The 18749-nt window shown below is 57.5% G+C and carries 16 protein-coding genes; 5 read left to right on the top strand and 11 right to left on the bottom strand.

Annotated elements, in window-relative coordinates; genetic code table 11:
• Positions 1-241 precede the first annotated feature (241 nt).
• From EDB95_RS07995 to EDB95_RS07975, 5 genes are all read right to left on the bottom strand, one after another.
• Positions 242-2332, bottom strand: a complete 2091-nt coding sequence (locus tag EDB95_RS07995; protein ID WP_246073558.1) for an alpha-ketoacid dehydrogenase subunit alpha/beta — start codon at positions 2330-2332, stop codon at positions 242-244.
• A 5-nt stretch (positions 2333-2337) separates the two neighbouring features.
• On the bottom strand, positions 2338-2949 hold the full coding sequence (locus EDB95_RS07990; RefSeq protein ID WP_133992405.1) for a fumarylacetoacetate hydrolase family protein: 612 nt from the start codon (positions 2947-2949) through the stop codon (positions 2338-2340).
• A 99-nt stretch (positions 2950-3048) separates the two neighbouring features.
• Positions 3049-3627, bottom strand: a complete 579-nt coding sequence (gene pth, locus EDB95_RS07985; protein ID WP_133992403.1) for an aminoacyl-tRNA hydrolase — start codon at positions 3625-3627, stop codon at positions 3049-3051.
• A 64-nt stretch (positions 3628-3691) separates the two neighbouring features.
• The gene (locus EDB95_RS07980) at positions 3692-4270 is read right to left on the bottom strand and encodes a 50S ribosomal protein L25 (RefSeq protein ID WP_133992401.1); all 579 of its coding nucleotides are present in this window, start codon (positions 4268-4270) and stop codon (positions 3692-3694) included.
• A 12-nt stretch (positions 4271-4282) separates the two neighbouring features.
• Positions 4283-5248, bottom strand: a complete 966-nt coding sequence (locus EDB95_RS07975) for a ribose-phosphate pyrophosphokinase (RefSeq protein ID WP_133992399.1) — start codon at positions 5246-5248, stop codon at positions 4283-4285.
• A gap of 44 nt (positions 5249-5292) precedes the next feature.
• On the opposite strand from EDB95_RS07975, the gene radC reads away from it, so the two are divergent.
• Positions 5293-5982 carry a RadC family protein gene (gene radC / locus EDB95_RS07970; protein WP_211352060.1) on the top strand — a complete coding sequence of 230 codons (690 nt, stop codon included), beginning with the start codon at positions 5293-5295 and terminating at the stop codon, positions 5980-5982.
• Here the strand turns inward: radC and EDB95_RS07965 are convergent.
• Positions 5979-8243 carry a GH92 family glycosyl hydrolase gene (locus tag EDB95_RS07965; RefSeq protein ID WP_133992395.1) on the bottom strand — a complete coding sequence of 755 codons (2265 nt, stop codon included), beginning with the start codon at positions 8241-8243 and terminating at the stop codon, positions 5979-5981. The genes radC and EDB95_RS07965 overlap by 4 nt on opposite strands.
• Positions 8244-8599: 356 nt before the next feature.
• Positions 8600-9019, bottom strand: coding sequence for a single-stranded DNA-binding protein (locus EDB95_RS07960; protein WP_133992393.1), 420 nt, complete (start codon positions 9017-9019; stop codon positions 8600-8602).
• A 147-nt stretch (positions 9020-9166) separates the two neighbouring features.
• On the opposite strand from EDB95_RS07960, the gene mnmA reads away from it, so the two are divergent.
• Together mnmA and EDB95_RS07950 are read left to right on the top strand one after the other, a co-directional pair.
• A complete protein-coding gene (gene mnmA, locus EDB95_RS07955; RefSeq protein WP_133992391.1) occupies positions 9167-10327 on the top strand; it encodes a tRNA 2-thiouridine(34) synthase MnmA in 1161 nt (386 codons plus the stop codon).
• Between the two features lie 46 nt (positions 10328-10373).
• A complete protein-coding gene (locus EDB95_RS07950; RefSeq protein ID WP_133992389.1) occupies positions 10374-11126 on the top strand; it encodes a hypothetical protein in 753 nt (250 codons plus the stop codon).
• Positions 11127-11170: 44 nt separating this feature from the next.
• On the opposite strand, the gene EDB95_RS07945 is transcribed toward EDB95_RS07950, so the two are convergent.
• Both EDB95_RS07945 and EDB95_RS07940 read right to left on the bottom strand, forming a co-directional pair.
• Positions 11171-12367, bottom strand: a complete 1197-nt coding sequence (locus tag EDB95_RS07945) for an RsmB/NOP family class I SAM-dependent RNA methyltransferase (protein ID WP_133992387.1) — start codon at positions 12365-12367, stop codon at positions 11171-11173.
• Positions 12364-14736 (bottom strand): glycoside hydrolase family 3 C-terminal domain-containing protein, encoded by a 2373-nt coding sequence (locus EDB95_RS07940; RefSeq protein WP_133992385.1) that lies wholly within the window; start codon positions 14734-14736, stop codon positions 12364-12366. The genes EDB95_RS07945 and EDB95_RS07940 overlap by 4 nt, the downstream gene beginning before the upstream one ends.
• A gap of 43 nt (positions 14737-14779) precedes the next feature.
• Between EDB95_RS07940 and EDB95_RS07935 the strand changes: the two genes are divergently transcribed.
• Together EDB95_RS07935 and EDB95_RS07930 are read left to right on the top strand one after the other, a co-directional pair.
• Positions 14780-15310, top strand: a complete 531-nt coding sequence (locus EDB95_RS07935) for a 5' nucleotidase, NT5C type (protein WP_133992383.1) — start codon at positions 14780-14782, stop codon at positions 15308-15310.
• A gap of 24 nt (positions 15311-15334) precedes the next feature.
• Complete coding sequence (locus EDB95_RS07930) at positions 15335-16366, top strand: DUF4856 domain-containing protein (protein ID WP_133992381.1); 1032 nt, start codon at positions 15335-15337, stop codon at positions 16364-16366.
• Here EDB95_RS07930 and EDB95_RS07925 read toward each other — a convergent pair.
• The gene (locus tag EDB95_RS07925) at positions 16363-17100 is read right to left on the bottom strand and encodes a class I SAM-dependent methyltransferase (RefSeq protein WP_133992379.1); all 738 of its coding nucleotides are present in this window, start codon (positions 17098-17100) and stop codon (positions 16363-16365) included. The genes EDB95_RS07930 and EDB95_RS07925 overlap by 4 nt on opposite strands.
• The gene (gene odhB, locus EDB95_RS07920) at positions 17097-18734 is read right to left on the bottom strand and encodes a 2-oxoglutarate dehydrogenase complex dihydrolipoyllysine-residue succinyltransferase (RefSeq protein ID WP_133992377.1); all 1638 of its coding nucleotides are present in this window, start codon (positions 18732-18734) and stop codon (positions 17097-17099) included. Before odhB ends, EDB95_RS07925 begins: the two co-directional genes overlap by 4 nt.
• Positions 18735-18749 lie beyond the last annotated feature (15 nt).

The following is an 18749-nucleotide window of genomic DNA, read 5'->3' as shown; positions in this document are numbered from 1 at the left end:
ACATCAAACGGTAAATTGGATAATATTATTTGCAGGAAAAACCCAAAAATGGACAAATGGAAAGCCGCCCGTATAAACGTGGGCCACATGATTAATATTTATCAAGTTCAGGGTTAATATCGGTAAATAACAAGAAAATGAATGGTATACGATACCCTTCGTTGTGCACTCATTAAAAAGTGTGGGCCAATTTGAGTTTAATCGGCATATTTTATAGATGATCGGCCTTATCAAGACAACTTCAACCTTCCAACAAAGTGGACAGACGGCGAACGACCTTCTCCGGCCCCGGCAACATGGCCGTTTCAAGGCCCATATTCAGCGGAACCGCCGGTAAATCCAGGGCGCCAAGGACATCCACCGGGGCGTCCAGCCAGGCAAAACAAGCCCGGGAAATCCGGGAGGCCAGGGCCTCGGCAAACGAGTTGGTCGCCTGCTCTTCCGTAAGGACCAGGCATTTGCCGTGCTTTTTAACCCTTTCCATCACCAAGGCCTCGTCCAGCGGAAAAAGGGACCTCAGGTCGACGACCTCCACCCTGCCGTCCAGCGAAGCCGCCGCCGTCTTTGCCCAGTATACGCCCATGCCGTAGGTGATGACGCAGCAACTGTCGCCTTTTGCGGTCTTTTCTTTTGCCGCTTCCAGGGCTATGGCTGCCTTTCCGAGAGGGAGGATGTAATCTTTGGCCGGTTCCACCTGCCGGGCGGCATCCGTGCCCGGCACCTTGCTCCAATACAACCCCTTATGCTCCAACACGACAACCGGGTTCGGATCCAGCCAGGCGGCCTTCATCAACCCCTTCATGTCGGCGGCATTGGACGGATAGGCCACCTTGATCCCCTTTATGGAGAGCAGCGTCGTTTCGATGCTCCCGCTATGATAAGGCCCCCCACCCCCATACGCCCCGATCGGAACCCGTATCACGGTCTGCTGGGGGAATTTCCCCCGGCTCAGGTAGCACGCTTTGGAGATTTCCGTCACCAGTTGGTTAAAACCCGGGTAGATATAGTCCGCGAACTGGACTTCCACCACCGGCTTTAACCCCAGGGCCGACATCCCCACGGTTGACCCGATGATATACGCCTCCTGGATGGCTGTATTAAAGACGCGGTGGTCCCCAAACTTTTCGGCCAGCGTCGCCGCCTCCCGGAATACCCCGCCCAGCCTCCGTCCCACATCCTGTCCGTACAACAGGGCCTCCGGGTGGTCCTCCATGATCTCCTCCAGGGCGTGGAGGGCGGCGTCCACCATCATGACGCGCTCGCCCCCTTGGGGGGTGCGGTCGCCGGTTTCTTCCGTGACGGGGGTCGGGGCGAAGACGTGGTCCGTCACTGTTTCGGGGGCTGGATCCGGGGCGGCTACTGCGTCGGCGAACATTTTTGCGACCGTTGCTTTAACTTCATCTTCGACCAGCGCTATTTCCGTCACACCCCGTTCTTGCAGCCGGGTCTTCAGTTTTGGTCTGGGATCCTGTGCCAGGTGTGCCTCCCAATCCTGCGCATCCCGGTAAAATTCCTTGCGCACCCCGCTGGTATGGTGCCCCAGCAGCGGTACCCGTGCGTGGACCAGCCAGGGCTCCCGGTACCTCCGGACGTGGTCGATCACCTCCCGGAGCAGGGTATAGCTTTCTTCAAAGTGGGTGCCGTCTACCTGGACGCGGTGCATCCCGGGAAAACCGCCTGCATACGTATACGCGTCCATGGCCCGGGCTTCCGCGGCGCTGACGCTGATCCCCCACTGATTGTCCTGGACCAGGTAAATGATGGGGAGTTTTTTGAGGACGGCGACCTGGAAGGCTTCGCTGACTTCGCCTTCGGTGACGCTGGCGTCACCCAAGGAGCAGACGACCACGGAGGGGCCGTTTCCCGCTCCGATCTTCTCCAGGTACTGGATCCCCTGGGCCACCCCCGTCGTGGGGATCACCTGCATGCCGGTGGCACTGCTTTGGTGGATGATGGTGGGTTTGTCGGGGCCCCGGTAGCTCGGGTGCGAATAATATTCCCGGCCGCCGCTAAACGGATCCTCCGCTTTTGCCAAAAGCTGGAGCATCAATTCGTAAGGCGTAAAGCCAAGGCCCAGCAGCAGGCTTTCGTCCCGGTAGTAAGGGCTTACGAAGTCCCCCGGCCGGAGGTGGAAAGCCGTGGCCAGTTGGATGGCCTCGTGTCCCCGGGAGGTGGAATGGACGTATTTGCAGATATTCCGGTTCCGTTCATAGGTATCGGCCATTTCAGCGGCCATACACATCAGGCGATAGGCCTTTTCAAGTATTTCGGTGTCGACCATGAGCAAAAACAAACATTCGTTAATGAGGACGGACAAAAAAAGGGTCGCCAACCCTCCTATTTGATCTCCACCTTTAGCAGGGAGTCGTCTTCCAGGAAGGCTTCCAGTTCGTCTCCAACCACACATTCCCCTACCCCCGGAGGTGTCCCGGTAAAAATGATGTCCCCGATATTGAGCGAGAAATATTGGGAAATATTTGCCACAATTCGGTCAAAGTTGAACAGCATATTGCCACTATTGCCCTGCTGTACCAACTCTTTATTTTTATATAAGCAAAAATTAAAATGTTTCCGGTGGGCGTCCGCGTTCAAATCCTTCCAGGTACCGATGGCCGCCGAGTTGTCCCAGGCCTTGGCCTTTTCCCAGGGCAGCCCCTTTTGTTTCAACTCCGTTTGCAGGTCCCTGGCTGTAAAATCAATGCCCACCGTGATCCCGTTGTAATACCGGGAGGCGTACCGTTCCTGTATGTATTTCCCATTCTTGGAGACCCTAAGGACGAGCTCTACTTCATAGTGCAGATCGTTGGTGAATTCCGGATAATAAAACGGCATATGCGCCTGTAGCAGCGCGCTTTTGGGCTTCATAAACAGGACGGGTTCATCCGGTATGTCGTTTCCTAATTCCTTAGCGTGTTCTGCATAGTTTCTTCCAACACAAAAGATTTTCATGTGTATTCAGTTTATTTTCAATGGTTCAGGGTCACATGAGCACGAATAAGGATATTGGAGAGAGGGCAGAAAGCGAATATAAGAAATAACAAAAATTCTTTACCTATTGAAGGTCGAATTATTTACTTTATTCATCGTTTTGTCGATACCCTCCAGCACAAAGGATTCTATGGCACCGACGGTATAATCAATCTTTTCTTGTACGAGGGGCTGTTCGTCTTCTTTCCAGCGGCCCAGGACAAAATCAATCTGGCGCCCCTTGGGATAGTCGTTCCCGATACCAAACCGGAGCCGTGGATACTGATCCGTCCCCAGGGTGGCCTCTATGTCCTTCATGCCGTTGTGCCCCGCACCGCTACCGCCCGGGCGCAACCGAAGTTTCTCCAAAGGCAGTGCCAGATCGTCAAAGACAACCAGGACGTGTGGCAAAGTGATCTTCTCGTGGTCCATCCAATACTTGATCGCTTTACCACTAAGGTTCATGTAGGTCGTGGGTTTGATACAAACCAGCGTCCTGCCCTTGATCCGGATGTCCGCCTGGACGGCGAGACGCCCCAGGGAAAAATCCCCCCCGTGTTTGCGCACCAGGGCTTCCACGACATCGAAACCGATGTTGTGCCGGGTATGTTCATACTCGGGTCCGATATTCCCCAGGCCTGCAATCAGAAACTTTTCCATCTTGTCTTATAGGAAAAAAAGCGGGCTTGCGGGCCCGCTTTTTCGAATGTTATTTAGTCCGGCACTACTTCTTCGCGGTTGCAGCTTCTTCCTGGCGCAGGGCGCGGGTCGTCACTACGGAAGCGATGGGAATGCGGGGAGAGTTCAGGATTTCCATGTTCGGGGCCTTTACGTCCTCGACACGCAGGTTGTCATTGATCTTCATGCTGGTGATGTCCACCTCGATGTTTTCGCGGAGGTCTTTCGGGAAGGCCTTCACCTTGAGGGTCTTCATCTTAGTGACCAGCTTACCGCCGTCCTTTACCCCTTCAGAGGCACCGGTAAACTTGAGGGGAACGGTGGCTACCACTTTTTTATCACCGACCAGCTCCAGGAGGTCGAAGTGGATCACTTCGTCGCTCACCTTGTCGAACTGGATGTCTTTCATGATACACTTGTAGGACTTGCCGTCCAGCTTGATTTCCACGAATTGGAAGTCCGCGGTGTATACGACAGGTTTTAATTCTGCAGCAGGAACGGTGAAGTTCACCTCCTGAGCACCCCCGTAAATTACACCGGGCACTTGCTCCTGAGAGCGGATCTGGCGGGTGGCTTTTTTGCCAAATTCGGTCCTCAGTTGTCCTTCGATTGTAATTGTCTTCATTTTTATTGTTGTTTAACTTTTTGCTCTTTTCTCTTTTAACTGCGAGTGGATAAAGAGACTGGTGATACTCTTATTCTCAAACGCATTTCTAATCGCTACCGCGAAGAGGTCGGCGACCGATATGACCTTGATCTTGTCGCTGTGCTGTTTCAGCGGGATCGTGTCGCACACCACCAATTCGCTCAGCACGCTGTTGTCGATATTGTCATACGCCTTCCCGCTCAACACAGGGTGCGTACACAACGCCCGTACGCTTCTTGCTCCCTTTTCCATGAGAAGCCCCGCGCTTTTGGCAAGGGTTCCCCCCGTGTCGCAGATATCGTCGATCAGTACGATGTCTTTGCCTTGCACATCCCCGATGACCACCATGGAAGCGATCTCGTTGGCCCTTTTCCTGTGCTTGTCGCAGATCACCATCTCGGCGTCGAAGTAACTGGCGATCTCCCGCACCCGGTTGGCAGAACCCACGTCAGGGGCCGCAAAGGTAAGGTTTTCCAGCTTCAGTTGCTCAATATAGGGGATAAATATTGCCGAACTGTCCAGGTGATCCACCGGGATGTCGAAATAGCCCTGGATCTGGGGCGCGTGCAGGTCCATTGTAATGACCCGGTCGGCCCCCGCAGCTACTAACATATTGGCTACCAGCTTAGAACCAATGGCCACCCGGGGTTTATCCTTGCGATCCTGGCGGGCATACCCATAATACGGGATCACGGCAATCACCTTATACGCGGAGGCACGCCTGGCCGCGTCGATCATCAGCAGCAGCTCCATCAGGTTGTCCGTGGGCGCGAATGTACCTTGTACCAGGAAAACATAGTCCCCCCGGATACTCTCCTGGAAAACCGGTTGAATTTCCCCATCGCTGAACTTTGAAACAATGACCCTGCCCAGATTACAGCCGTAGCTGCGGGCGATTTTCTCCGCCAGATACTGAGAGCCCGTACCCGAAAAGATTTTCGCAGAAGTAACCGACATAGTGATTTCAAGTGTGCGCCAAAGGTAAACAAAAACAGATGTATATGGGTTATTTGAGACTCAAGGACTGGCCGGAGGGAGACCGGCCCCGGGAAAAACTGGTCAGGTTCGGACCGGCTTTCCTGAGCGATACCGAATTGCTGGCCATCCTTATCCGGACCGGCTGGCAGGGGCGTTCCGCGCTCGACCTCGCCCGGGAACTGATGGAACTAAACAACCTCAGCCTCCACGAGTTGGGAAAAATGCGCCTCGACGGTTTCCGGAAAATCTTTGGAGAGCGCAAGGTCTACGGGATCGTCATCCAGGCCGCCCTGGAGCTGGGCCGCCGGCGGGAATCCGTCGGCCTCCCCTTGCGGACAAAGATCACCAGTTCCCGCTCGGTGGTCGACTACCTCCGCCCCCTGCTCAAGGACCGGTTCCAGGAAGAATTCGTGGGGATCTACCTCAACCAGGCGGGTGAAGTCATCCGTGAGGAATGGCTGAGCAAGGGCGGGATCTCCAGCACCGTCGCCGACATCCGCCTGATCATGCGGGTTGCCCTGGAGTCCGGCGCCTCCAGCTTCGTCCTCTGTCACAATCACCCCAGCGGGGCCCTACAACCCAGTCCGGCCGACCTCGATTTTACCCGTCGCATCACCAGTGCGTCCGCCCTCCTTGACCTCCGCCTGCTCGACCACGTCATCGTCAGCGAGCGGGGGGCGTATAGTTTTGCGGATCACGGGCAACTGGGCTAGTGCGCTGTTGCCTCGCTCATCGAGGACGGCAGGTCCGCGGCGGCCGTTCCCCACTTGGAACCCGGCTTATCGCCCATGACCAACTCCAGGACGCCACCCTTCATGATGTCCGCATGGGTGATATACGACTTATCGTACTTCTTCCCATTCAGAACGGCGCTTTCAATGTACTTATTGATGGGACTGTTGTTCTGCGCCACGACGGTAAACGTCTTGTTCCCCGGCAGGTTCAGGGTCACCCGGTCAAACAGCGGGCTACCCAGCACATACTGCCCGCTCGCCGGGTTGACCGGGTAAAAGCCCAGCGCGCTAAACACGTACCACGCGCTCATCTGCCCGCAATCCTCGTTCCCGCAAAGCCCGTGAGGCGTATTGTTGTACAGGCTGTCCGTGACCAGGCGGATCTTCTCCGCCGTTTTCCACGGTTCCCCCGCATAGTTATAGAGATAGGCGATGTGGTGGCTCGGTTCGTTGCCCTGCGCATACTGTCCGATCATCCCGCTGATGTCCGGGGAAGTATTGTCCCCCTTCAGCACCGAAGGCACGATAAACAGCGAATCCAGCTTCCCAATATAGGCCGCCTTGCTTCCAAACAGGTTGATCAACCCTTGCGGATCCTGCGGAACAAACCAGCTGTGCTGCCAGGCATTCCCTTCCGTGTACATCGCCTTGTCCGGGTCGTGCTCCGAGTAATACGGGTCAAAAGGCTCCACCCAAGACCCGTCTGCATTCTTCGCCCGGAAGAAACCCCGGCGTGCGTCAAACAAGGGGATATAGGAATGCGCCCGCTTCATAAACGCCGTATAGTCATCCGGGCGGTTCAGGTACTTCGCCACCTGCGCGATACACCAATCGTCATACGCATACTCCAGGGTAATCGTCACGCTGCTCCCCAACTTGTCCTGGGGAACATATCCATACTGGCGGTACAGGTTCGAGCCCCGGATGTCCTGCATGGCGCTTTTCTTCATCGCCGTATACGCCTTCTCCACGTCAAAACCCTTAAAACCCTTCAGGATCGCGTCCGAGATCACCGCCACCGAATGGTACCCCGTCATGCAGTTCGTCTCGTTGTATTCCAGGTCCCACACCGGCAGCAACCCATACTGATCGTAAAAGTCCAGGTAAGAATTGATGATGTCCGGCACCCGGTCCCCCTGCAAAAGCGTGAACAACGGGTTATTCGCCCGGAATGTATCCCAGATCGAATGGACCGTATACCGCGTACCCGTCGCCTTGACCGGTTTCCCGTCGATCCCCTTGTACCGGAGGTTCCGGTCCGTAAACGTGACCGGCGCTTCAAAAGAGTGGTATAGCGCTGTATAAAAAGTTTGCTTGAGCCGCGTATCCGCCGTCGACACCTCTACTTTACCCAGCTCATCCTGCCACGCATCCACCGCGATCTTGCGCACCGCGTCAAAGTCCCAGCCCGGAATCTCCTCCAGGCTTTTCTGCGCCCCGTCTATATCCGCAAAAGACAAACCCACCTTCATCAGGACCCTTTCCGCCGGTTTCGTATCAAACAGCAGACAAGCCTTTACATCCCTGCCCTTCGCCTCATTCCCCTTCACCCGCACGCTGTCGCTAAACAACACCATGTCCTTGACCGGCTTGGACAGTACCACCGCGAAATACACCCGCTGGTCCTTCGCCCAACCCGTCGAATACCGGTACCCCACAAACGTCGTATCGTTTATCCTCCGGAAATAACCCTCTGTGGCCTTATCCCAGTTCACCGCAAAACCCAGGTCAAACCGGATCTGCGAATTCCCCGAAGCCGGGAAAATATACCGGTGCATCCCCGCGTGCGGCGTCGCCGTCAGCTCCGTCCACAACCCAAAGTCCTTTAACAACACCGCATAATACCCCGGCTCCGCAATCTCCCGGTCATGGCTAAACGAGCTCGTGATCTTGTCGACCCCCGGGAGGATACCCACCGAAGGCATCACAGAAATATCGCAAAGATCGCCGATCCCCGTCCCGCTCAGGTGCAGGTGCGAAAACCCCGCGATCACCGAATCTCCATAGTTATACCCGCTACACCAATCCCAGCCCGACCGCCCGTTGTCCGGGCTCAGTTGCACCATCCCAAAGGGCACCGTCGCCCCCGGATACGTATGCCCATGGTCCGCCGTTCCGATAAACGGGTTCACATAGTCTACCGCCCTCCGCGGAGTCTGCGCATGCGCTTTCTCCCCGGCACCCGCCAGTACGGCGGCCGCCGCCAGCGCGATCATGTTCAAGCTCTTTATAGCCCTCATGCTCATTGTCAATTTGTACCCGCAATGTACACTTTCCCGCTAAAACGATTAAAAGGTTTTGTACGACCGGCTCGCCGGTCGCCATCGGCCCTTGCTGGCGGCATTCACTCTTGCCGGCGGTCGTCTGCGGTCCGGGCCTTGCGGCCCCCCCGAAGGGGGATTACGAAGGGGGCGAAGCCCCCTTGGTCGCAACGCATATGATTTTTTTTGGCCGATCCCTTAAGTTCTCAACAAAAGGGATCGGCCAAAAAAAAAGCGACGGCTGAGAACAACCATCGCGACAATCTAGACATGAGAAAGAAAAGAAAGTAGAATCGATTGATGTGCGCGCGGCGGCAAAAGTCGTCCGCGGCCGCTTAGAAGGGCAGGTCGTCACTCACCTCTGTGCCACTCCCCCCGCTTTGTGCCCCATAATCCTGGGTGCCCACAGCGACCTCCGTACCATTCCCTTCGTTCCGGGGACTGGGACCCAGCAACTGGAGGCTGAATACCCGCAACCGGAGCGCTACACCGGCGTTGCCGTCGCGGCCCGTATAGGCTTCCGCGGTAGGGGTTCCTTCGGCATACACCAGCGTCCCTTTTTTGAGATAGGGTGCTACCCCTGTCCTGTCCGTCCAATAGGAGCAATCCACCCAGGTGGTGCGCTCCTGCTGGTTCCCCGAGGCGTCGCGGAAACGCTCGGTATGCGCGACGCTGAAATTGATCACATTCTTACCGTTCACCTCCTTGAGCACGCCATCGCGGCCAAGGTTTCCTACAATTTGCAGCTTGATCATAACCCTTCGATTTTAGCATGAATAATCCAAACTGACCCAAAGGTACATAGCCGGCAAGGAGTTGTCAATGCCACAAAGCGGGTATTTTATGACCGGAAATCCCCCCTTTCTATGGGATGCGGGGGAAATCGTACCTTTGCGGGCAGTATGGAAACGAACGAACCGAGGCGGAAAGGCAAAGTATTGGTGGCCATGAGTGGCGGCATCGACAGCACCGTTACGGCACTGATGCTCCATGAACAGGGGTATGAGGTCGTCGGCATCACCATGAAGACCTGGGACTATGCCTCTTCAGGGTCCAGTAAAAAAGAGACCGGCTGCTGCAACCTGGATTCTTTTAACGACGCCCGTCTGGCAGCCGTGCAGCATGGATTCCCGCACTATGTGCTGGACATCCGGAGCGAATTCGGGGACGCGGTCATCGATAATTTCGTGGAGGAATATCTCGCCGGGCGCACGCCCAATCCTTGTGTCATGTGCAATACGCATATCAAGTGGAAGGCGCTGCTCAAACGGGCGGACGCACTCGGATGTGACTATATCGCCACGGGGCACTATGGCCAGATCCGCCAGGAAAACGGGCGATACGTGGTCAGCAAAGGCCTTGATCCCCTCAAGGATCAGAGCTATGTGCTTTGGGGGCTGGACCAGAACGTGTTGAGCCGGACCCTGTTACCACTGGGCACCTACCGCAAAACGGAGATCCGTCAAATGGCGGCCGATTTCGGTTACCCGGAACTGGCGAAGAAGAGCGAAAGCTATGAGATCTGTTTTGTTCCGGACAACGACTACCGGGGCTTTCTCAAGCGTAAGGTGCCGGAACTCGAAACACAGGTGGAAGGCGGGGCCTTTGTGGATACGAAGGGGAACTACTTAGGCAGCCATAAGGGCTATCCGTTTTATACGATCGGGCAGCGAAAGGGTTTGGACATCACCTTTGGCAAACCCGTTTATGTAGTAGAAATCATACCGGAAACCAATACCGTCGTTCTCGGTGACGAGGACGACCTTCTCCGCACGGAAATGGTGGTCCGGAAAATGAACTGGATCAAGTATGACCATGTCGAACCCGGTATGGAGGTCATCGCCAAGATCCGTTATAGGGACGCCGGCACCCCCGCTCATCTGTTTCCGGGGCCGGACGGCAGCATCCGGGTACACTTTTTTGCGGGCGCGAAAGGCGTGGCACCCGGTCAAAGCGCCGTCTTTTACGAAGGGGACGACGTCATCGGCGGCGGGATCATCCAGCGGCCGGAGGTGCCCACCTTTGGGGCGCCGCAGGCCAATTTCGCCACCCAAAAGGTATAAAATCCCGGAACCTTGTTGTATCTTAGGATCGAAATCCAACCGATCCATGAAGATCCATACCCAGCTTTTTATAGCAGTGGTTCTGCTCACCTCTTGTTCAAAAACGGAACATTATCCCACGGTGCCCCTGAGCACCTATTATCCGCTGGATACCGGCAAATACATTCTTTACCGCATCGATTCCCTCGTGTTTACCAACTTTGGCCAAAACTCGGAGATCCATAGTTATATCGCCAAGGATACGGTAGACGGGATCCTCCTGGACAACCTGGGGCGCACGATGTACCGGGTACACCGTTTCCTGACCGATACCCTGCTGGCGAATCCCTGGCAGGACGACATCACCTATACGGTGACGCCTACCGCCAATACCATCGAGGTGGATGAAAACAACCTGAGGTTTATCAAGCTCACCGAACCCTTTACCACCAACCTGACGTGGTATGGGGACAGCTACTTAGGGGACGATCCTTTTCAGACCTTTTATGGGAACCTCACCTCACAAAACGAACTGCAAGGATGGCAATTCAACTACGCCAACATCGGCCAACCCTACCAGATCGGCCAGATCACCGTCCCCAATTCCATCACGGTGCAGGAAGCCAACGATTCCATGAACGTTCCGCTGCCCAACGATTCCGTGTTTGCCCACAAGTCCCTGGCCTTTGAGGTGTACGGAGCGGGCATAGGCCTGGTGTACAAAACGTTTATCTTCTGGGATTTCCAACCGGTGACCCCGGACTTGCCGGGTCACTACGAGGGGTTTGGGGTGACGCAGTATATGCTGCAGCACAATTGAGCGGGCCGCATCTCAGCGGGATTGCCCGGCGGGCACCCCGACGCTTAGACCCGTGCGGGCTTGCGTAGCAATGCCCCGAACAACGTGTCTGCCCCCTGGCCATAGCCTTTGAAGACCTCTTGCTGGCAAAGCTCTAGTCCCTCCTGCAATAGGAAGGCGACATTCCCTTCATTTTCCTCCGCAAATACCGAACACGTGATCAGCAGCAGGTATCCCCCGGGCACCACAGCGGGGGCGACCCGGCGGAGAATGGCGCGCTGAAGACGGGCGAATTCGCAGATCTTTTCCGGATCGAAGAAATAAAGCTGCTCCGGCGTCCGGGACCAGGTGCCCGAACCCGTACACGGAACGTCCGCGAGAACGAGGTCGAAGACGCCGGGATCCGCACCGGGTTTACTAAGGTCGGCGACCAGGGCCTGCTCGTACCGGATACCGGCGGCGGCAAAACGCCGGTCGAGGTTGTGGAGGATCGAGGGGCGTATATCCGATACCGTTAGCCGTGCGCGGGGGTAAAGGTCCTTCACCATGATGGACTTCCCGCCACTGGCGGCGCAGCAGTCCCAGACGCGGGGAGCGCCGCCCGGCGCGGCGAGTACCGGGCTCAACAGCGTACCAACGCGTTGCGAACTCAGATCCTGTACCACGTAATCCACGTCGGGGGGAAGAAGGTCCTGAAGGGACGCGCCCGCGGGGAGGCGGAGGGCCGGCGCCCCTGCCGGCCCGTCGATTACTTCGAACGGGATCCCGTTACGCTTCAGCGCGGCCATGACATCGTCCAGGCGGCCTGGCCGGACGCGGATATAAAAATCCGGTTGTTGCAGGTGTGAAAGCGCCAGGGCAGGCGGGTCGACGCCACGGGAGAGCGCGTCTTTCCAGGGGAAAATGCCGTCCGGAAAAGCAGGCCCGGGGGCCGCCCGCGCGTCGAACACGGCCACCTTCTCCGACGGCGTCAGCCCCACCAGGGCATCCCACTCCGGGCGGAGCGCCGCTAACAACGGCGAGGACGCGGTGCGCGTCAACCAATACGCCAGGAGCAACCGCTCCTCCAGGGGAAGCTCGCGTACGGCCCAACCGAGCCGGTAAAAGCTATACACCAGGTCGGAAACGATGCGCCGGTCGGTCGATCCCATCTGGCGCTCCCCGCGAAAGTAGTCTTTCAGGACGGGTGCCAGCGGCGTGTCGCCCTGGTACGTCCCAATCACGTGGGAGGCCCTTTCCAGGTATCGTGTCCAGCGGCTCATTCGGTGATGGTAAATGAGCCCTTAAGCCGGATATCCGAAGAAGAAGCCCCGATCATCACCGTAAAGGTACCGGGTTCTACAACGTGTTGCATGGCGCGGTTCCAGAGCTTGAGGTCGTCGGGGACGAGGGTGAAGTGAACGGTCCTGGTTTCGCCGGGACGGAGGTGAACGCGCTCAAAACCCCGGAGGTTTTTCTCGTAGGTCGTCACGCTGCTGACGTCGTCGCGGGTATAGAGTTGCACGACCTCGTCGCCTTCCCGGTCACCGCTGTTGGTGACGTCCGCGCTTATGCGTAGGGAGTCGCCGGCGTGTTGGATGACAAGGTGGTTATAGGTAAACTGTGTATAGCTGAGTCCGTACCCAAAAGGGTAGAGCAGCCCCTTGATCTTGGCGTGTTCTCCGGCATCGGATTCGGCAGAAGGTTTTGAGGGGAAATTATAAGGCAACTGTCCCACGGACCTGGGCCAGGTGAGGGTGAGCTTTCCACCGGGGTTGTAGTTGCCCCAAAGGACTTCGGCGATGGCGGTGCCACCCTGGTCACCGGGGTAGCCTGCGTAGACGATGCCTTTGATGTACCGGTCGATCCAGTTGATGGTCATCGGCTGTGAGCCGATCAGGACGACGACGACGGGTTTGCCGGTGGCGGCTACGGCCTTGACGAGGTCGAGCTGGTGACCGGGCAGATCGAGGTCCGTGCGGCTTTTGCTTTCCCCTGCGGTAGGGCGGTTACCGCCGAGGACGACGATGGCGACGTCGGATGAACGGGCCACGGCAACGGCACTATCGATGGACGCCTGCTCCAAGGCGGTGAGCGGCTCTGGCAGGATTTCACTTTCGGGCCAGTGGGCGTCGACGAGGTCGCACCCTTTGGCATAATGGACGGTGAGCCCCGGCAGCGCCTCTATGCCCCGCAGCACCGAGACGCTCTTGTTACCGGTCGGTCCGTATTGGTTGTGTGCGTAGTCGTCGTCGTCCGCATTGGGCCCGATCACGGCGATCGTGTGCAGCGCCGGGGACAGCGGCAGGACGCGGTCTTCATTTTTCAACAGGACGATGCTTTCGCGGCTGGCCTGGAGGGCGGTGGCGAGGTGGGCCGGTGCGGCGACGGTGGCCCTGGCGGCGTCAAAGTCTTCCACATAAGGATGATCGAAGATCCCCACCAGGAACTTGACCCGGAGCACATCCCTGACACGGTTGTTCAGGGTGTCGATGGGCAAGGTCCCCTCGCGTACCAGCGCCCGGAGGTAGTAGACGATGCTGTCGGGCTTGTTGAAGGTGGTGCGCACGTTCATCCCGGCCATGTATGCCTGGTATACCGCGTCTTTGAGGTCTTTCGCCACGTGGTGTTTGGAAAAAAGATATTCGAGGGCGTCGCTGTCGGAAACGACATACCCTTTGAAGCCGAAGTCAACCCGGAGCCGGTCGATCAGCCAGTACCTGCTACCGGAAACGGGAACCCCGTCATAGTCGTTGTAGGAGCTCATCACCCCAAGGATGCCGGCTTCCTTGATGACTTTCCGCCAGGGATAAAGCAACACGTCTTCCACTTCCCGGGGCGCGACCTGGGGGTCTGTCCGGGCCATGCCTTCGCGGGCGCCTTTGTTGGCGCTGTACACGGCAAAGTGTTTGCAGGTGGCGGCGATCTGGTAGTGATCCTGCATGCCCGTGGCGAGGGCGACCCCCAGCCTTGCGACGAGATAGGGATCTTCGCCATAGACTTCTTCCAACCGGCCCCAGCGCTGGTCCCGGGCAACATCCAGGATCGGCGCGTACACATTGGTATATCCCAGGGCCCGGGCCTCCTGGCCTTCGATCAGGCCTTCGCGGTGTACCAGGTCTTGGTCCCAGGTCATACCCATGTTGAGTTGGGTGGGGAAACCGGTGGTCATATAAGCTTCTACGTTGCGGATCCCTTCGTTGGTAAAATCTGCGGGTATCCCCAACCGTGTGTCTTCTATAAAAAAACGCTGTACCTCGTTCATCGCCTTGTCGTGGGCGACAACGTCGGTGACCATCGGGATCTGGTATTGGGTTTTATAGGAATAAGGGAACCCGTTGAGGTGTTCGTCGATATTGGCGATGCCGTCTTTCCACAATTCGTTTTTCCAATCGGCCGTGGGCAGCGAATCCTTCAGCACCCGCTTCCATCCGTACAGCGTGACTAATTGACACGTTTTTTCTTCGAGCGTCATCTGGGCGAGCAGATCGTCGATGCGCGCATCGATGGGCTGGGTGGGATCCTCATAAATGTCTTTCTTCCCGTTCTTATTGAGGTCGATCCATCCCTTGTGGTAGATGGACGCGCGCTGTGCCGTGGTATATTGGTTGAGCAGCAGGCAGGACAAGCAAACGATCAGTATTTTTCCCATTGGTTGCGTGAAATAGTTGGGCCAAATTAAGGAACTTTGCCACATGAAACGCTCATTAGCGATCGACATGGATGAAACCATGGCCGACACCACAAAGGAGATCAACCGTTGGTACGAACGGGAGTTCGGTCAGGCATTGACGGAAGAAGAGCTGCACGCCAAGGATTTCGGGAAGGCGGTGCCACCGGAGCGCGCGGGCGTTGTAAAAAGGTTCCTGAACACCCCGGGCTTTTTCAGACACCTGGAACCTTTTCCCGATGCCATCGACGTGGTCAGGGAACTCAACAAGCGATACGAGGTGTTTATCGTATCGGCCGCCATGGAATTCCCCAATAGTCTCAAGGACAAGGTGGAATGGCTGGATGAATTTTTCCCGTTCCTGAACTGGCGGCAATATTGCCTGTGCGGGGACAAAAGCGTGGTCCAGACCGACCTGATGATCGACGACCGGTCCAGGAACTTTATCCACCTCAAAGACGCCAGGACTTATTTGTACACCGCCCACCACAATGTGCTGGAAACGGCCTACGAAAGGGTCAATAACTGGCAGGAGGTGGCCACCAGGCTGTTGTAACAGGAACTATTCGTAACTTTCGGTATGAAGACACACCAAGCCGTCCTTTTGATCGCCCTTATCCTGTTCGGTAGCTGCGTCAAGCCAAACCCCATTTGGTCGACCTATAACCCGCCGGCCACCTATGTTTTCAATAATGTCAACGACAGCGCCCAGGTGGCCGTGTTGGATACCCTGGACAATTTGAGCAACAACGTCAACGCCGCCAATACGTCCGGCAGGGTGGTGAGCGCACAGGTGTTACAAAACATCCTTAGTCACGTTTCCGCGTATACCAGTACCGCGGCCGCCGCGGACCTCCAGGCATATACCGACAGCATCGCCCTGTACAGCGCTTCCACGGCCACCGCCTCCAATGGCGTTGCCGGCCGGGCGGGCGGGTACCTCTTTTCTCCCGGTGGTGTCGTGTACGGCAGCCTGATCCAGGGCACGCTGATCAGCGGCATCCTGACGTACAGCATCGACCGTTACCTGGTGGATTCAGTCGCCAACGGCATCGACAATTCCACCGTGGTCCCGGGCTATGGCACGGCCATGGAACACCATTGGGACGAGGCCTTTGGCTTGTTTGGCGTGCCCAATGGCTTTCCCAATTATGTCCAGGGCGTGCGGTATATCGGTAATTTCTCCAACCTGATCGACAAGGGACAAGCCTTTAGTACCCCCCTCATGACGGCCTTTCTCACCGGGCGGGCGGCCATTACCCATAAAGACTATGGCACCAAGCAAACCCAGGTTTCCGCGATCCTGGCGGCCCTCGAACAACTGGAGGCTGCGGCCGCCCTGCACGAGCTTAACCAGGCCGACGCGGCGGTCGCCTCCAGCCAAATGCAGGCTGCTATGGCGGACGTATCCACAGCGCTTGGGTTTATACGCGGGCTGTCGTATGAAACCGTTGCGTCAAGGATTATTACCGACGTCCAGATCGCACAGTTGGAAACCATGGTGGGGTACAATCTGTATAACTTTGTCGGAAACACGACCCAGGAATCGCAGGTCCGGGCTTTGCTGGGTGAGGTCTACGGCTTTACCTCAACGCAGATGGCGGCGTTCTAATGCCCTATCACGAGCCGGATCGACCCCACCCAAGTGGGCTGTGTCCTGTAATGCCCATACTGCCGGTCCCATTCGCCGGAAGCCAGGTCATCCGCCAGCCGCTGCACGATAATGGGGTGCTGCTCCGCCGGTACAAATCCCCAGGCCGACTGGGCCTTGCGGACTTCTTCCTGAAGAAAGGCTTCCGGTCTGCCGTAGAAAGCCTCCTGAAAACCGTCGATACAATCGAGGGGGATCTGTATATCCCGGATTTCCACGCGACCGCCCAGGGCCGTGCGTAGAAAATCGAGCGGTGGATACCGCCGTTTTTCGGCGGCCACGACTTCGGGAAAATAACGAATGTTCCAATATTGGTCCAGGGCCTCGGGATCGGAGGTCATGATGACCACCTGGCCACGGGTAACGCGGCGGAGTTCGCGCAGACCTTTGCCCATATCCGGCCAATGGTGCACGGTATATACGGCCATGGCCGCGTCGAAAGCACCGTCATCAAAGGGAAGGGCATCGGCGGTGCCCGCAATGGCAGGCGTCTTCCGTTGCGCGCGCATGACCGCGGAGGGCTCCACGGCGATGACATAGCGATCCGCCGGTTCGTACGATCCCGACCCGGCGCCCACGTTTACCACGGTCCGGGCGTCGCCCAGGGCCGCGTGGATCTGGGCGGCGATGTGCGGGTCCGTTTGCCGGATACCGGAATAACGGTGGCCGTACCGGTCGTAGTCATAACGGGTCATAGTTCGAGCAGGGTCTTCACCGGATCCTTCCCGATCAGCAGCAGCTCGGGGTTTTCCAGGAATTCCTTGACACGCACCAGGAAGCTGACGGATTCACGGCCGTCGATGACACGGTGGTCATAGCTCAGGGCGATGTACATCATGGGACGGACGACCACCTGGCCGTTGATGGCCATGGGCCGTTCCTGGATCTTGTGCATCCCAAGGATGGCGGACTGGGGCGGGTTGATGATGGGGGTTGACATCAGCGAGCCAAAAACCCCTCCGTTGGTGATGGTAAACGTACCTCCTGTCATCTCTTCCATGCTGAGTTTGCCGTCCCTGGCCTTGGTGGCGAGTTCGACGACCTTGGCTTCGATCCCGGCCATACCGAGGCTTTCGGCGTTGCGGATGACGGGGACCACCAGCCCCTTGGGGGTGCTGACGGCTATGGAAATGTCACAGAAGTCGTGGTAGATGATGGAGTCGCCGTCGATATAGGCGTTGACGGCGGGCCATTCCTGGAGGGCAAAACAAACGGCCTTCGTGAAAAAGCTCATAAAGCCGAGGCCGACACCGTATTTTTCTTTGAACTTGTCTTTGTATTTGGCGCGGACCTCGTTGATGCGCGTCATGTCCACCTCGTTAAAGGTGGTGAGCATGGCGGTGGTATTTTTAGCTTCGACCAGGCGGCGGGAGATGGTTTTGCGCAGGTTGCTCATCTTTTCCTTCCGCTCATCGCGCGTAAAAAGAGCAGCGCCGGGCTTTTTACCGGGATGGGCGAGAGCTTCGAGCACGTCGCTCTTCAGGATGCGGCCCTGGAAACCCGTCGGCGTGACGTCCGAGGGGCTCACCTTTTTGTCAGCCATGATCGCGGCGGCCACGGGGGTGGCTTTGGCGTCTGTGCCGTTGGAGGAGGCGGTGCCAGAGGCGGCGGTTGCGCCGGCGGCAGCAGTCGTCCCGGCGGCCGTGGCACCGGGGGCGGCGGATTTGGCAGCGGTGCCGGTCGCGGCACCGGCTGCAGCGCCCGCGGCAGCCACAGGCACCGCCACATCAGTATCTATCTTGGCAACAACGTCGCCGATCTTCAGTACGTCTCCTTCTTTCGCCACGTGGCTCAGCTTCCCGCTTTCCTCAGCGTTAAGCTCGAAGGTGGCTTTTTCACTTTCCAATTCGCAGATGACCTCGTCCCTGCGCACCAGGGCGCCTTCGGCGGCGACCCAGCGGACCAGGGTGACTTCGCTGATGGATTCACCGACGGTGGGGACCTTCATGTCGAGGACGCCTTTGCCGACGGCGACGGCCGCGGGGGCCGCGACGGCCGCAGGGGCGGCGCTCGCAACAGCAGTGGCGGCGCCGGCGGCAGAACCAGCGGCGCCAGCGGCGGGCGCAGCCGCAGCAGCGGAGCCCGCCGGCTTCGCCGCCTTCTCATCAATCTGCGCCACAACCGCACCAATTTTTACCGTCTCCCCCTCTCCTACGCGCGTCTGCAAAACACCTGCCTCGACGGCGTTGAGCTCGAAGGTGGCCTTTTCGCTTTCCAGCTCGGCAATCACCTCATCCCGCTCTACATAGGCGCCTGTCTGTTTCACCCATTTCGTCAAAGTAACTTCGCTGATGGACTCCCCTACTGCAGGGACTTTAATATCGGTCATATACTACGATTGGTT

Origin of the sequence: Dinghuibacter silviterrae (assembly GCF_004366355.1) — a bacterium.
Taxonomy (GTDB): domain Bacteria; phylum Bacteroidota; class Bacteroidia; order Chitinophagales; family Chitinophagaceae; genus Dinghuibacter; species Dinghuibacter silviterrae.
This window is presented reverse-complemented; position numbering and strand designations above follow the sequence as displayed.

Bases quoted from the DNA above. Each gene is read 5' to 3' on its own strand.
- EDB95_RS07925 (WP_133992379.1), bottom strand. From the start codon at position 17,100: ATGACCCGTTATGACTACGACCGGTACGGCCACCGTTATTCCGGTATC.
- EDB95_RS07935 (WP_133992383.1), top strand. From the start codon at position 14,780: ATGAAACGCTCATTAGCGATCGACATGGATGAAACCATGGCCGACACC.
- EDB95_RS07950 (WP_133992389.1), top strand. From the start codon at position 10,374: ATGAAGATCCATACCCAGCTTTTTATAGCAGTGGTTCTGCTCACCTCT.
- EDB95_RS07990 (WP_133992405.1), bottom strand. From the start codon at position 2,949: ATGAAAATCTTTTGTGTTGGAAGAAACTATGCAGAACACGCTAAGGAA.
- radC (WP_211352060.1), top strand. From the start codon at position 5,293: ATGGGTTATTTGAGACTCAAGGACTGGCCGGAGGGAGACCGGCCCCGG.
- odhB (WP_133992377.1), bottom strand. From the start codon at position 18,734: ATGACCGATATTAAAGTCCCTGCAGTAGGGGAGTCCATCAGCGAAGTT.
- EDB95_RS07940 (WP_133992385.1), bottom strand. From the start codon at position 14,736: ATGGGAAAAATACTGATCGTTTGCTTGTCCTGCCTGCTGCTCAACCAA.
- EDB95_RS07975 (WP_133992399.1), bottom strand. From the start codon at position 5,248: ATGTCGGTTACTTCTGCGAAAATCTTTTCGGGTACGGGCTCTCAGTAT.
- EDB95_RS07960 (WP_133992393.1), bottom strand. From the start codon at position 9,019: ATGATCAAGCTGCAAATTGTAGGAAACCTTGGCCGCGATGGCGTGCTC.
- EDB95_RS07980 (WP_133992401.1), bottom strand. From the start codon at position 4,270: ATGAAGACAATTACAATCGAAGGACAACTGAGGACCGAATTTGGCAAA.
- pth (WP_133992403.1), bottom strand. From the start codon at position 3,627: ATGGAAAAGTTTCTGATTGCAGGCCTGGGGAATATCGGACCCGAGTAT.
- EDB95_RS07965 (WP_133992395.1), bottom strand. From the start codon at position 8,243: ATGAGGGCTATAAAGAGCTTGAACATGATCGCGCTGGCGGCGGCCGCC.
- EDB95_RS07945 (WP_133992387.1), bottom strand. From the start codon at position 12,367: ATGAGCCGCTGGACACGATACCTGGAAAGGGCCTCCCACGTGATTGGG.
- EDB95_RS07930 (WP_133992381.1), top strand. From the start codon at position 15,335: ATGAAGACACACCAAGCCGTCCTTTTGATCGCCCTTATCCTGTTCGGT.
- mnmA (WP_133992391.1), top strand. From the start codon at position 9,167: ATGGAAACGAACGAACCGAGGCGGAAAGGCAAAGTATTGGTGGCCATG.